This window comes from Rhizobium sp. 10PS4, from assembly GCF_032464805.1.
GTDB classification, from domain to species: Bacteria; Pseudomonadota; Alphaproteobacteria; order Rhizobiales; family Rhizobiaceae; genus Rhizobium; species Rhizobium laguerreae.
In genome coordinates this window covers 324,939-339,535 of record NZ_JAWDIW010000008.1, presented here as the reverse complement: position 1 = coordinate 339,535, position 14,597 = coordinate 324,939, and the positions used below count along the sequence as shown (strand labels likewise).

The following is a 14,597-nucleotide window of genomic DNA, read 5'->3' as shown; positions in this document are numbered from 1 at the left end:
AAGCCGACCGGCAGCAAGCTGACGGCAGACGAGCAGGCGCGGCTGAGCGAGCTGCTGAAGAAATAGCCGATTCGGGCCGAGCCAGTTGCAGCATCCAGGCCGCCGGAGAAACCAGCGGCGCGTTCTGGGCGAAAGCAAACATTGCAAACATTACCAACTTTTCATTGGCCGGACAGTTCGCAGTAAGGTGCGGCGTCCTATATCTTTCGTCATCGACTGATCCGGCGCCGCCGGTCTGAAGGTTTAAGAACAAGAGAAGGTGCTCCAATGCTCAAGAATTTCAACGGACGTCCGTCCCTCGCTACTGTGCTCAAGGCTTCTACCGTCGCCGGTATCGCAGCCGCTGTGCTCGCAACCGGCCTTCCGCTCGAAATCACCCGGTCTTATGCCGAAGCTGTCAAGATTCAGGCGCCTGCCGTTCCGAGCTTCGCCAATGTCGTCGACGCCGTTTCTCCGGCCGTCGTTTCCGTCCGGGTCGAAAACCGCGTCAACCCCGTCGCCGACAACAATGACGGCTTCTCCTTCGATTTCAACGGCCGCGGCTTCGATGACCTTCCCGACGATCATCCGCTGAAGCGGTTCTTCAAGCAGTTCGGCCAGGATCCGAATGATCAGCAGGGCCATTCCAGGCGCTTCGGCCAGAACGGCCCGAATGGCGGTCCGAATGGTCCGGGCGGCAAGGGTCGCCTCCGCCCCGTCGCCCAGGGCTCCGGCTTCTTCATCTCCGAGGACGGCTATATCGTCACCAACAACCACGTCGTTTCTGATGGCCAGGCCTTCGTCGCTGTCACCAATGACGGCACCGAGCTCGATGCCAAGCTGATCGGCAAGGATCCGCGCACCGACCTTGCCGTGCTGAAGGTCGACGGCAAGGGCAAGAAGTTCACCTACGTCAACTGGGCCGACGACAATAACGTCCGCGTCGGCGACTGGGTCGTTGCCGTCGGCAACCCCTTCGGCCTCGGCGGCACGGTCACAGCCGGCATCGTCTCGGCCCGCGGCCGCGATATCGGCTCCGGTCCTTATGACGATTACCTGCAGGTGGATGCCGCCGTGAACCGCGGCAACTCCGGCGGTCCGACCTTCAACCTCAGCGGCGAAGTCGTCGGCATCAACACCGCGATCTTCTCGCCGTCGGGCGGCAGCGTCGGCATTGCCTTCGCCATCCCCGCCTCGACCGCCAGGGACGTCGTTGCCGACCTGATGAAGGACGGCCAGGTCTCGCGTGGCTGGCTGGGTGTGCAGATCCAGCCGGTGACCAAGGATATCGCTGAATCCATCGGTCTCTCCGAGCCGAGCGGCGCCCTCGTGGTTGCCCCGCAGGCCGGTTCGCCGGGTGACAAGGCCGGCATGAAAGCCGGCGACGTCGTCACCGCTCTGAACGGTGAGACGATCAAGGATGCGCGTGATCTCAGCCGCCGCATCGGCGCGATGCAGCCGGGCAGCAAGGTCGAGCTTTCGGTCTGGCGCGCCGGCAAGGCCCAGCCTCTCACCGTCGAACTCGGTACGCTGCCGATCGACCAGAAGGATGCGTCCGCCGATGACAACAGCCAGCCGCAGCAGCCTGAGGCACCGGCTTCCGAAAAGGCGCTTGCCGATCTCGGCCTGACGGTTGGCCCGTCTGACGATGGCAAGGGCCTGGCGATAACAGGCATCGATCCGGACTCCGACGCTGCCGACAAGGGCATCAAGGAAGGCGAAAAGATCACTTCGGTCAACAACCAGGAGGTCGCCAGCCCCGACGATGTCGTCAGGGTGCTGAACCAGGCCAAGAAGGACGGGCGCACCCGCGCGCTCTTCCAGATCCAGTCCAATGAAGGAAGCCGTTTCGTCGCGCTTCCGATCAACGGCCAGGGCTGATCCCTCAAGACAACTTGGAGCCGTGCGGACGAAACTCCGCGCGGCTCGATTCTTCTGACCTTGAAGGATGATCGCCATGAGCGCCGCCCCGCAGGAAGATGCTTTGAGTCTTGCCGAAACGCAGCCGGCGGGTAATGTCGGCCGCATGAAGATTCTCATCATCGAAGATGATCTCGAAGCCGCGGTCTACCTCACGAAAGCCTTTCGCGAGGCGGGCATCGTCGCCGATCACGCCAGCGACGGCGAGAGCGGCCTGTTCATGGGGTCGGAAAATACCTACGACGTGATCGTCATCGACCGCATGCTGCCGCGCCGGGACGGGCTTTCCGTCATCAGCGAGTTGCGCCGCAAGGCCATCCATACGCCGGTCCTCATCCTCTCGGCGCTCGGCCAGGTCGATGACCGCGTGACCGGTCTTCGTGCCGGCGGCGACGATTACCTGCCGAAGCCCTATGCCTTCAGCGAGTTGCTGGCACGCGTCGAGGTGCTCGGCCGCCGCAAGGGCACGCCGGATCAGGACGTCGTCTATCGCGTCGGCGATCTCGAACTCGACCGGCTCTCCCACGAGGTGCGACGCGGCGGCAAGGAGATCCCGCTGCAGCCGCGCGAATTCCGCCTGCTGGAATATCTGATGAAGAATGCCGGCCAGGTGGTGACCCGCACCATGCTGCTCGAAAATGTCTGGGACTATCACTTCGACCCGCAGACCAACGTCATCGACGTCCATGTCTCGCGACTGCGTTCGAAGATCGAGAAGGACTACAGCCAGCCGCTCCTGAAGACCATTCGCGGCGCGGGGTACATGATCAAGGATGAGGGATGAGCCGTTTCAAGGTTCTCTTCAAGTCCACCGCAGTCCGCCTTTCGGCACTCTATATCCTGCTTTTCGCCATCTGTGCCGCGACGCTCGTCTTCTATGTGACGGCAATGTCGGAAAGGCTGCTGTCGGGCCAGATTCGCGACGCCGTCAGGCAGGAGGTGGAGCAGGTGCAGCGCGCCTATGACACCGGCGGCATGAACCTTCTGCTGCGCATGATGGAGCGGCGTGCCCGCCAGCCGGGCGCCAACCTCTACATCATCGCCGGTCCCTCGGGCGATATTCTCGCCGGCAACGTCGCCTCGGTGCAGCCGGGGGTCTTCGAGGAGATCGGCTGGACCTCCGCGCCCTTCGGCTACCAGCGTTATACCGACAGCGGCATCGAGCGCCGCCACAAGGCGATTGCCAATATCTTCGTTCTCGACAATGGCCTCAGAATCCTGATCGGCCGCGACCTTGGCGACCCCGAGCGTTTCCGTCTGCTGGTGCGCCAGGCGCTGATGGTTGCCTTGGCGATCATGGGGCTCGGCGCCATCATCATCTGGTTCGCCATCGGCCGCAACGCGCTGAAACGCATCGACCGCATGTCGGATGCGAGCAAGAAGATCATGGCCGGAGACCTGTCGCAGCGCCTGCCTGTGGGCGGATCCGGCGATGAATTCGACCGCTTGTCGATATCGTTGAACACCATGCTGGAGCGCATCGAGAAGCTGAACGAGGGCCTGCGGCAGGTCTCCGACAACATCGCCCACGATCTCAAGACGCCGCTGACGCGGCTGCGCAACAAGGCGGCCGATGCGCTGGACATCGGTGACGGCGCGGCGCGGCGCGCAGCCCTCGAAGGCATCATTTCGGAATCGGACCAACTGATCCGCACCTTCAATGCGCTGTTGATGATCTCCCGCGTCGAGGCCGGATCGGTCGCGGCCGAGATGTCGCCCGTGGAGCTTTCGGCCATCGTCGCCGACAGCGCCGAGCTCTACGAACCAGCAGCGGAGGAAGCCGGGCTCGGCCTCAGCTCCAGCATCGAGCCGGATGTCGAGGTGCAGGGCAATCGAGAGCTGATCGGCCAGGCAATCTTCAATCTGCTCGACAATGCCATCAAATATTCCTCCGATACGGAAGGAGCAGGCAAGGTAACGCTGAAGCTCGCCCGCCGCCCGGATGGCATCTGCCTTTCGGTGGCCGACCATGGGCCGGGCGTTCCGGCCGACAGGCGCGACGACGTGGTGAAGCGCTTCGTCCGCCTCGATGAAAGCCGATCGAAGCCGGGAACGGGGCTCGGGCTTTCGCTGGTGGAAGCGGTGATGGAGCTGCACAACGGCCGGTTGGAACTCTCCGATACCGATCCCGACAAGCCCGAAAAGCGCGGATTGACCGTCAGCATGATCTTCCCCGCCAAGGCTGCCTGAGCTTTTCCGCCGAAACACGATCGGTTGAATCGTATATTGGCGGTTTGCCGCCAAGACCCTAGTTTAATGCTGGTCGAAGGAGGCGTTCCCGCGATTCTGCGGGACCGTTCCTTCGGCGCTAAAGCAGGGAGAGTGCATGCTGACGAAATCGACGCATGGCCTGAAGAATGTGGCCGAAGGGCTGCTGCGTCCGCTGAACCAGACGGAGTTGAAGCTGGCGCTGGCCGACCTTCAGGAGGCCGGCAGACACGAGCCGTCGGTGGCGGCGATGCTGAAGACGGAGAGCCCGCTTTGCGATTTCATCGCGGCCGTGCTGACGCTGTCGCCTTATCTGCGCGAAATCGTCAATCTCGATCCCGCCATCCTCGCCGGCGCCATCACCCAACCGCTGGAGCCGCAGATCGAGGCGCTGGTCGCCGATGCGCGGCGCTGCTGGCAGCGGGACGGCGAGGGGGCAGCACCTTCGGAATCCGTGGTGATGAGCAGGCTGCGCATCATCAAGCGCAAGGTGGCCTTCCTCGTTGCACTCGCCGATCTCGCGCGCATCTTCGACGGGCGGGCGACGACGGCCTGGCTGAGCGAGCTTGCCGAAGCTTCGGTTGCCGCCGCGATCGACCATCTGCTGCTTTCGGCGCATGAGGGTGGAAAGCTCAGGCTGCGGGATGTGGCGGCACCGAGCGAGGGCTCCGGGCTGATCGTGCTCGGCATGGGCAAACTCGGCGCATCCGAACTCAACTATTCCTCCGATATCGACCTCGTCGTCGTTTTCGACGAACAGGCGGGCATCGTGCCCGACCCCGATGACGCGATCGAGGTCTTTCCCAGAATGATGCGCCGGCTGGTGCGCATCCTGCAGGAGCGGACAGCCGATGGCTACGTCTTCCGCACCGATCTCAGATTGCGCCCCGATCCCGGCTCGACGCCGCTGGCGATCCCGGTCGATGCGGCGATGATCTATTACGAGGGCAGGGGCCAGAACTGGGAGCGGGCGGCCTTCATCAAGGCGCGTGCCGTTGCCGGCGACTTGACCGCGGGCGGCGATTTCCTGCGCGGGCTCGCCCCTTTCGTCTTCCGCAAATATCTCGATTACGCGGCGATTGCCGATATCCATTCGATCAAGCGTCAGATCCACGCGCATAAGGGCCACGGCGCCATTGCGGTCAAGGGGCATAACGTCAAGCTCGGCCGCGGCGGCATTCGCGAGATCGAATTCTTCGTCCAGACGCAGCAGCTGATTGCCGGCGGTCGCATGCCGGCATTGCGTGGCAGGGCGACGGAGGAGACGCTCGGTGAACTCACCAAGGCGAAATGGATCGACGCGGAGACCCGCGACGAACTGACGGAGGCCTACTGGTTCCTGCGCGATGTCGAGCATCGCATCCAGATGGTGCGCGACGAGCAGACCCACCTGCTGCCGGAGACGGATGCCGACCTGAAGCGTATCGCCTTCATGATGGGCTTTTCCGACACGCCGAGCTTCTCCGAGCGGCTGGTCGGCGTGCTGAAAACGGTCGAGCGGCGTTATGCCCACCTCTTCGAGCAGGAGAGCAGGCTTTCCACCGACACCGGAAATCTCGTCTTCACCGGCCAGGGCGACGACCCGGATACGCTGGAGACGCTGAAGAAACTCGGTTTTACCAGACCGTCCGATATTTCCCGTATCATCCGCACCTGGCATTACGGCCGCTACCGGGCGACGCAATCGGTCGAGGCGCGTGAAAGGCTGACGGAGCTGGCGCCGGAGCTCCTGCGGGTCTTTGGTGAAAGCAAGCGCGCCGACGAGGCGCTGCTGCGCTTCGACAGCTTCATCTCCGGTCTTCCATCCGGTATCCAGCTGTTCTCGCTGCTCGGCAGCAACCCGGCGCTGCTGTCGCTGATCGTCAACATCATGTCCTCCGCACCCCGGCTTGCCGAGGTGATCGCCGCCAAGCCGCATGTCTTCGACGGCATGCTCGATCCCGGCCTGATGGCCGAGCTGCCGACGCGCGATTATCTCGGCGAACGGCTGAAGGGCTCGCTTGCCCAGGCACGCCACTATGAAGAGGTGCTCGACCGGCTGCGCATCTTCGCCGCCGAGCAACGCTTCCTGATCGGCATCCGCCTGCTCACAGGCGCGATCAACGGCGTGATGGCCGCACGCGCCTTCACCCATCTCGCCGACCTCATCATTGCGGCGGCACTCGATGCCGTGGTCGGCGAGATGCGGGCAGCACACGGCGATTATCCCGGCGGGCGCATCGCTGTCGCCGGCATGGGTAAGCTCGGCAGCTTCGAGCTGACGGCCGGTTCCGACATCGATCTGATCCTGCTCTATGATTATGACGACGCGGCCTCCGAATCCGATGGGCCGAAGCCGCTCGATGCGACGCGTTACTTCACCCGCATCACCCAGAGGCTGATGGCCGCTTTGTCGGCGCCGACCGCCGAAGGCGTGCTCTATGAGGTCGACATGCGGCTGCGCCCATCCGGCAACAAGGGGCCGGTCGCCACCCGCATCAATGCCTTCGGCAAGTATCAGCGCGAAGAGGCATGGACCTGGGAACATATGGCGCTCAGCCGCGCCCGGCTGATTTGCGGCAATGAGAGCCTGATCGCCGAGGCGGAACACATCGTCCGCGAGGTGCTGTCGGCCGATCGCGATATTGCCAAGGTGGCGCATGATGTCGCCGAGATGCGCGAATTGATCGACAGGGAAAAGCCGCCCTCCAGCCCGTGGGACCTGAAGCTCATTCCCGGCGGCGTCATCGATCTCGAATTCATCGCCCAATATCTCGCACTGATCGCGCCGACCAGGGGCGTCGGCATTGCCGTCAATGGGATGAGCACCGGCGAGGCCCTGAAAGTGCTTGGCGACCGGCTGATGGCGCCAGTCGATCTCGATATATGCCTCGAGGCGTTCGCGCTTTATACCCGACTTTCGCAGCTGATCCGCCTCTCCATCGACGGCCTGTTCGATCCGAAGGATGCGCCGGCGGGCCTCGTCGAACTCGCCTGCCGCGCCGGCGACTGCCCTGACATCAAGACACTGGAAGCGGAAATGAAGCGGCTGTCGAAAGTGGTTCGGAAAATATTCCTGAATGTCGTGAAAGCCTGATCTCACATCAGATGGAACGACCGCGAGGATTATCTCGAGCATGGCCTGTCGGATTCTCGTTTAGCCAGTCGTCTTCAGGACAAAGCTATGGAGAACACCAATGACGATTACCATCACTGCCTTTGAACGGTCGCCCGATCGCGGCAGGGGGCTGGCGCGTGACATGCGCGTTCGCTGGGCGCTCGAAGAAGTGGGCCAGCCTTACGACGTTCGTCTTGTTTCGTTCAAGACGATGAGAGAACCCGCGCATCTCGCACTTCAGCCTTTCGGGCAGATCCCGACCTATGAAGAAGGCGATCTCGCTTTATTCGAGTCCGGAGCGATCGTCTTTCATATCGGAGAGCGCCATCCGGGCCTGCTGCCGGACGATGCGAATGCCCGGGCGCGCGCGCTCACATGGATGTTTGCCGCGCTCAACACGGTGGAAACACCGATCTTCGACCGCGCTCTCGTCATGATCCTCGAGCGCGACAAGCCTTGGTACGACCAGCGCCTTTCTGCCCTCGAGGCCAGCATCCGGAAACGGCTGGACGATCTTTCCCGTCGCCTTGGCGGTGCCGACTGGCTCGACGGCGCGTTCAGCGCCGGTGACCTGCTGATGGTGACGGTGCTTCTCAGGTTGAAAGGATCAGGCATACTGGAAGAATATTCGAATCTCTCCGCCTATGTCGCCCGCGGCGAAGCGCGGCCGGCATATAAGCGTGCTTTCGCCGCCCAATTGGCGGTTTTCACCGCCGCATCGGCCGGCTAAATGAGGTCGGGTCTAGATATCGTCGGGAATACGCAGCGAGATTACGGTGCCGACCGCTTCGCGTGAGCGGATCTTCATGCGACCGCCATGCAGCAAGGTCAGCGAGCGGGAGATGGCGAGCCCGAGGCCGGAGCCGCCCTTGCTCTTGGCATATTGGCTCTGCACCTGCTCGAAGGGCTGGCCGATCTTCGACAGCGCCGAGCGTGGAATGCCGATGCCGGTGTCGGCGATGGTGACGACGACGGCGCCGTCGACGCGGCGGGTGCGTACCGCGATGCGGCCGCCATTGTCGGTGAACTTCACCGCATTGGAGAGCAGGTTGAGCAGCACCTGCTTCATCGCCCGGCGGTCGGCCATCAGCGTCAGACCTGAGCAGATGCGCTGTTCGATGACGATGTTCTTTTCAGCCGCGGGCATGGCGGTGAAGCGCAGGCTTTCCTCAATCAGCGGCACAAGATCGATGCGCTCGCAATGCAGCCTGACATGGCCGGCTTCGATCTTTGACATGTCGAGAATGTCGTTGATGACGTTGAGCAGATGTTTGCCGCTGTCATGGATATCGCGGGCATATTCGTCGTATTTCAGCGAGCCGAGCGGACCGAACATCTGGTTCTGCAGGATTTCCGAGAAGCCGAGGATGGCGTTGAGCGGCGTGCGCAGCTCATGCGACATGTTGGCGAGGAATTCCGATTTCGCCTTGTTGGCAGCCTCGGCGCGTTCCTTCTCCGCCTGATAGTTGGCGTTGGCCGTCGAAAGCTCGGATTTCTGGATCTCCAGTGTCTGGCGCGAGGCGGACAGATCGCCGATCGTCGCCATCAGCCGGCGCTCGGATTCGCGCAGCCGCTCCTGATGGCGTTTCATCAGCGTGATGTCGGTTCCGACCGAGACCCTGCCGCCGTCGCGGGTGCGCCGCTCGTTGATCTGCAGCCAGCGCTCGTCGGCAAGCTGCACCTCCGTCGTACGCGAATAGCCGGAGCCGTCGGCATCGGAAATCCGCCGTTCGATGACAGGCCGGGCGGCGGCGGCATTGACGGTCGAGCGCTCGGTGCCGGGCACGAGCACGCTGTCCGGCAGACCATAGGCCTGCTGGAAATGCGTGTTGCACATGACCAGCCGATCGTTCTTGTCCCAGAGCACGAAGGCTTCCGAGGTGCATTCGATGGCGTCGGCCAGGCGTTGGTCGGCTTCTGCGTAGCGCTGGGCGAGCCTATGCTGTTCGGTCACGTCCATGGCGATGCCGATCAGGTGCATACGGCCGGAATTGCTGCGGATCACCTGGGCGCGCGCCCGCATCCAGACATAGTGGCCGCCGGCATGGCGCATGCGGAAGATCTGGTCGACCTGGGCGGACGCGCCCTTGCCGATGACGCGCGCGATCTCGTAGAGCCCGCCGTCATCGGGATGCATCAGCCGCGCGGCGTCGCCGAAGCCCATCGTCTTGTCGGAGCCCGGCAGGCCGAGCATGTCGTACATTGAGCGCGACCAGAAGAATTCGCGGCTCTCGAAATCGAAATCCCAGAGGCCGCAGCGGCCGCGCGACAGCGCCGTCTCCACGCGCAGGTTCGATTCCACGAAGATGTCGTCGGCGTCGCGGGCGCGCTTCACCTGGGTGTAATAGGCATAGAGGATGACGAGCAGGATCGAGGAGATCCCGGCAAACAGCGTGACGTTGAGCGCCAGTTCCTCGCGCCAAAGCCGGCCGACCTCGTCGAGCGAGGTGGCGGCGATGATATAACCACCGGCATTGCCCATCAGCGTGATCTCGGCATAATAGGGCACGCCGCCGATCGTCGTTTCGATGACGCCGGTGCGGTCGCCGAAACGGCGGATCGCCGAAACCTCGGGGAAGAAGTCAGCGACATTGCTACCCACATGCGAAAGCCCGGCGGTGGTCGCGCCAAAAACCTTGCCGCTTGCCTGCACCAGCAGCACGAAAGCGCCGCTGTCCAGCCGGTCCTGCGGCAGGTATTTGGCGAGGCGGGCCTGCGCCCCGGTGATATCGCCGCTGTCGAAGATGTCGGCCGCATCGGCAAACACCGCAGAGGCGGTCGCCGCCGAAAGTGCGGTGGCATGGCGTGCCGAGGCCTCCAGGCGCCCATATTCGCTCATCATGCCAAAGAAATGCGAGGCGGCGACGACGGAGAGGAAGGCGACGATCAGCGCCGGGATGGCCCGCTTCAAGACCAACTCGGCCTTCGGCAGATAACGGAGAAGTGGTTCCGATGTCGCGTGGCCCGAAAGGCTGTCGCGCCAGGCTTTCAGCCCGTCAAAATCGACACGCAGCCGTCCACTGGCCACGGTTGCCCGCCGCACGTCCATCATCTCTTCGCCTTGTCCCTCATGTGATTCGCGCGCCGCTCGCTCGAACCTGACATAGAGAATCATGGGTGATTCGCCTTGTCCAGAGGCAAAGGTAAAAATCCGTTAACTATTTATAATTTCGGGTTTTTCCAGGTGATTCGAGGTTCCGGGCGACTGGCCGCCGAATTTCTCCTGATGGCCGGTCGAATCAAATTATCCTTTAAGCGTGCGCTCTACGATATCGCGCACGTCGGTCGAAAGATCGGCGGCCCGCTCGATCTCGATCAGCGCCGAGCGGGCGTGATCGGCACGCACGGGTTCGAGCGAGCGCCAGGAGCGCATCGAGGTGAGGATGCGGGCGGCAAGCTGCGGGTTGCGCCCGTCGATATCGAGGATCTGATCCGCGAGGAAGCGATAGCCTTCGCCGTCGGCGCGGCCGAATCCGGTCGGGTTGGCAAAGGCGAAGGTGCCGACCAGCGACCGCATCCGGTTCGGATTGGTGAGCTTGAAGAGCGGATCGTCCATCAGCGCGCGGACCCGTCCCAGGGTCTTTGCGCCCGGAATGCCGGCCTGGATCGCGAACCATTTGTCGATGACGAGCGCATTTTCCGCGAAGCGGTCACGGAAGGTGGCGAGCGCCTCGTTCGTCTCCGCGCTGTCGGGAAAACGATGGGCGAGGATCGTCAGCGCATGGCTGAGATCGGTCATATTGTTGGCCGCATCGAAGGCGGCCTTGGCGCGGGCCGGCGTCTGTTCGGCATGCGAGAGGTAGGTGAGGGCGCTATTGCGCAGCGCCCGCAGGCCGGCGCTCTTCGCATCCGGGTTGAAATCGCCTGATGTCGTCATCGCTGCGTAGAGGCCGGCAAAGACATCCTTTCCGGCATCGGCGATCTGTTTCAAGACCGCCTGCCGGCCGGCATGGATGGCATCGGGATCGTTGTTGCTGCCGAGTTCACGGGCGATATCGGATTCGCTCGGCAGAGCCAGCGCCTGGGCACGGAAGGCGGGCTCGAGGCTCTCGTCGGCGGCGGCGGCGATCAGCGTCTCGACGAAGGTCGCCTCGCAGATCACAGGCTTGCCCTCGCGGGCGTCGCGTGCCGCTTTCAGGAGGTTCGGCAGCGCCAGATCGGTCAATGCCTGCCAGCGGGCGAAGTGATCGGTCTCATGGCGGGCGAGATGGGCGAGATCGGCCGGGCTCTGATCGAAATGCAGGTTGATCGGCGCCGAGAAGCTGCGGTTGATGGAAACGACCGGCCGCGAGCCAACGCCATGGAACACGGCCGTCTGCGTGCGGCCTGTGAGATGCAGCACCTCGCCGGCATATGCCGCGCCATCGACCGAAGTCGGCTCGATCTTGTCGCCGTTTTCGCCAAACAGTGCGAGACTGAGCGGAATATGCATCGGTTCCTTGCTCGGCTGGCCGGGCGTTGCCGGGATCATCTGTTCGAGCGACAGTGTGAAACTGCCGGCCGCCGCATCATAGCTGCCCGATGCGGTGACGAGCGGCGTGCCGGCCTGATGGTACCAGAGCGAAAATTGCGTGAGGTCGCGACCGCTTGCATCCTCGAAGCATTTGACGAAATCCTCGATCGTCACGGCCTCACCGTCATGGCGGTCGAAATAGAGGTCCATGCCTTTCTTGAAGCCGTCCTTGCCGAGCAGCGTCGCGATCATGCGCGTGACTTCGCTGCCCTTTTCGTAGACGGTCGTCGTGTAGAAATTATTGATCTCACGATATGTCGTCGGCCGCACCGGATGGGCGAGCGGGCCGCCGTCCTCCGGGAACTGCTCCGATTTCAGGTGCCGCACTTCGGCAATGCGCTTGACGGCGCGCGAGCGCTGGTCGGAAGAGAATTCGTGGTCGCGATAGACCGTCAGGCCTTCCTTGAGGCACAGCTGGAACCAGTCGCGGCAGGTGATGCGGTTGCCGGTCCAGTTGTGGAAATATTCATGCGCGATGATCGTCTCGATATTGGCATAGTCGGCATCGGTGGCGATCTCTGGATCGGCAAGCACGTATTTGTCGTTGAAGACGTTGAGGCCCTTGTTCTCCATCGCGCCCATGTTGAAATCGGAGACGGCGACGATCATGAAGATGTCGAGATCGTATTCGCGGCCGAACCTCTCTTCGTCCCACTTCATCGAGCGTTTCAGCGCGTCCATGGCATAGGCTGCGCGCGGCTCCTTGCCGTGCTCGACATAGATCTTCAGCACCACCTCACGGCCGGACATGGTCGTGAACGTGTCTTCGACGACGCCGAGATCGCCGGCGACGAGCGCGAAGAGATAGCTCGGCTTCGGATGCGGATCGAACCAGGCGGCGAAATGTTTGCCGGGGCCATAGCCGGCGCCGCCGAGGAAGTTGCCGTTCGACAAAAGCAGCGGGTTGGCGTCCTTGTCGGCGATGATGTTGACCGTGAACGGCGCAAGCACGTCGGGCCGGTCGGGGAAATAGGTGATGCGGCGGAAACCCTCCGCCTCGCACTGCGTGCAGTAGATGCCGCCGGTGCGGTAAAGGCCCATCAGCTTGGTGTTGGCCTCAGGGTTGATGACGGTGGTGATCGTCAGTTCAAAGGGCGCGCTCTCCGGCAGGTCGCGCACCGTCAGGCTTTCCGGTGTTGCGTCGTAACGCGAAGGGTCCAGTTCCACCTGGTCCAACAGCAGCCCCGACAGCATCAGTTCGTCGCCGTCGAGAACGATCGGCGCGGCCGGATCGGTGCCCGGGCGACGATGAAAGATCAGACGTGCCTCGACCTTTGTCTCCGTCGGGTCGAGTTCGAAGGTCAGGTCCACACGTTCCAGCACGAAGTCGGTGGGACGGTAATCTGCCAGATGAATGACCTGGCCGGTATCTGTTCGCATGGTGTTTCCTGAAGACCGTTATTTGATAACCGCGGAATACAGAGGCGGGCGCACTCTGCCATAAATTTTGCCGGGGATGATTACATTAAAGTCTGAACTAAAGTTAAAGCAAATTGCCCGCGAACACCAAGTTCGCGGGCAAAATATCTTATTGGAAACGGATGAACGCCGCTGCGGGGAGATGGGCGCTACTTCAGGTTGAGGGCAGCTTTGATCGTCGCGTCGTTTTCCGTCTGCTGCACGACGACGCCGTACCAGCCGAGCCCATCGTAATCCTCGTAGCCGAGGGTCCGCGCGAAGGCGACGATCGAGCCGTTATTGTCGTAGTAGCTGCCTTTCGTTTGGCCGGACGGATTGGCGAGCGCGAAATGGGAAAAGAGCAAGGCGGGATTGGTGGTGGCGATGACACGGCTCTTGCCGTCGAGCAGCATGACCGTCGTTCTTTCCGCCAGTTGCGGTGGCAGGTTGGCCTCTTTCTCGACGATCGCCTGGCCCTGGTTCTGCCAGTCGAAATAGACGCCGAGCGTGCCGACCAGCCGCCCGTCGAGCTTGCCCTCTTCGCGGATGCCTGTGGCATAAACGAGCGCATGCCTGGCGTCGTGGAGCGGGCTCGCTTTGACATCATCGACGATATAAGCGTCGCCGGAGGAGCAGGCCGACGCTGCGCGGAACCACGGATCGCCGGCAAGGCTCGTGTCTGCGATCTTGCGCTGGAACTTGGGATTGGCGGATGCGATCACCTTGCCCGAGAGATCGGTCATGACGAGATCGAGATAGACGGTGTAGAAGCGGTTGATGGCGCCGAGACGCTCCGCCGCAAAGGCGACGGTTTCCCGGCTCGGGTTCTGCAGCGCCTGCCAGAGCGCTGGATCCGTCGCCCACCAGCGCACATCGGCCGTGCGCTCGAAGAGATTGCGGACGATGAGCTGCACCAGCGTCTGCGCCAGATCGGTGAGGCGAACGCCCTCCATCTCCTCGACCAGCGAATCGGCCATGGCACGGCTGAGGCCGATGCGGCCGAGCACGTTGCTTTCGAACCTGCCGGTGATGTCGGTTGCGATCTGCGCCAGCCGCTGCACCTCGTTGGCAACGACGGCAAAACCCTTTCCGGTCTCGCCGGCTCTGGCCGCCTCGATCAGCGCATTGATCGCCAGCAGCTTGATCTGCTTGACGATATGGGTGTTGTCGGCGCTGAAGCGCTCGAGGTCGGTGCTGATGCCGTCGGTGACGACGCGCATGGAGCGCGGTGTCGCATTCTGCGACTGGGCAATGGTTTCGGCGCTAAGCGGCTTCATCAAATGGGATCCTGGAAGGAGCGGGCAATTGTTTGTGCGGTGAAGAAAATTTCGAGATCAGCGATAAAAACGATGCTTGCCTATGGTTTTCAATTGGTTAACGCCGAGCGCCGGGAGATGAACATTTTGGGGGTAAATGGCTCAAAAAGGGAAATTTCAGCGCGGTGACGCGTATGCAGCACGGTTGAGCCCGCGGCTGACGGCG

Annotated in this window: 8 protein-coding genes and 1 pseudogene; 6 read left to right on the top strand and 3 right to left on the bottom strand. The window is 62.7% G+C overall.

Translation table 11 applies throughout. The annotated features are described in order from the left end of the window. From RWJ89_RS17870 to RWJ89_RS17845, 6 genes and pseudogenes are all read left to right on the top strand, one after another. Nucleotides 1-66 (top strand): annotated as a pseudogene (locus tag RWJ89_RS17870) (cytochrome c-type biogenesis protein CcmH); the annotation flags it as partial. A gap of 201 nt (nucleotides 67-267) precedes the next feature. Then, nucleotides 268-1,860: a Do family serine endopeptidase gene (locus tag RWJ89_RS17865; protein ID WP_168284180.1), complete on the top strand. Its 1,593-nt coding sequence runs from the start codon at nucleotides 268-270 to the stop codon at nucleotides 1,858-1,860. A 67-nt stretch (nucleotides 1,861-1,927) separates the two neighbouring features. Continuing rightward, nucleotides 1,928-2,683, top strand: a complete 756-nt coding sequence (locus RWJ89_RS17860) for a response regulator transcription factor (RefSeq protein WP_017990850.1) — start codon at nucleotides 1,928-1,930, stop codon at nucleotides 2,681-2,683. Beyond that, the gene (locus RWJ89_RS17855; RefSeq protein WP_131641439.1) at nucleotides 2,680-4,089 is read left to right on the top strand and encodes a sensor histidine kinase; all 1,410 of its coding nucleotides are present in this window, start codon (nucleotides 2,680-2,682) and stop codon (nucleotides 4,087-4,089) included. The genes RWJ89_RS17860 and RWJ89_RS17855 overlap by 4 nt, the downstream gene beginning before the upstream one ends. 136 nt (nucleotides 4,090-4,225) lie before the next feature. Beyond that, entirely contained in the window at nucleotides 4,226-7,183 is a 2,958-nt protein-coding gene (locus RWJ89_RS17850) for a bifunctional [glutamine synthetase] adenylyltransferase/[glutamine synthetase]-adenylyl-L-tyrosine phosphorylase (RefSeq protein WP_316031203.1), read from the top strand. A 100-nt stretch (nucleotides 7,184-7,283) separates the two neighbouring features. Further along, nucleotides 7,284-7,934 carry a glutathione S-transferase family protein gene (locus tag RWJ89_RS17845; RefSeq protein ID WP_168284177.1) on the top strand — a complete coding sequence of 217 codons (651 nt, stop codon included), beginning with the start codon at nucleotides 7,284-7,286 and terminating at the stop codon, nucleotides 7,932-7,934. A 12-nt stretch (nucleotides 7,935-7,946) separates the two neighbouring features. Here RWJ89_RS17845 and RWJ89_RS17840 read toward each other — a convergent pair whose 3' ends face one another. The 3 genes from RWJ89_RS17840 to RWJ89_RS17830 all read right to left on the bottom strand — a co-directional run bounded on the left by RWJ89_RS17840 (nucleotide 7,947) and on the right by RWJ89_RS17830 (nucleotide 14,392). Then, nucleotides 7,947-10,256: a PAS domain-containing sensor histidine kinase gene (locus RWJ89_RS17840; RefSeq protein WP_316031205.1), complete on the bottom strand. Its 2,310-nt coding sequence runs from the start codon at nucleotides 10,254-10,256 to the stop codon at nucleotides 7,947-7,949. Nucleotides 10,257-10,448: 192 nt separating this feature from the next. Next, entirely contained in the window at nucleotides 10,449-13,097 is a 2,649-nt protein-coding gene (gene pepN / locus RWJ89_RS17835) for an aminopeptidase N (RefSeq protein WP_316031202.1), read from the bottom strand. Nucleotides 13,098-13,285: 188 nt separating this feature from the next. Next, nucleotides 13,286-14,392, bottom strand: coding sequence for a methyl-accepting chemotaxis protein (locus RWJ89_RS17830; protein ID WP_131666010.1), 1,107 nt, complete (start codon nucleotides 14,390-14,392; stop codon nucleotides 13,286-13,288). Nucleotides 14,393-14,597: the final 205 nt, after the last annotated feature.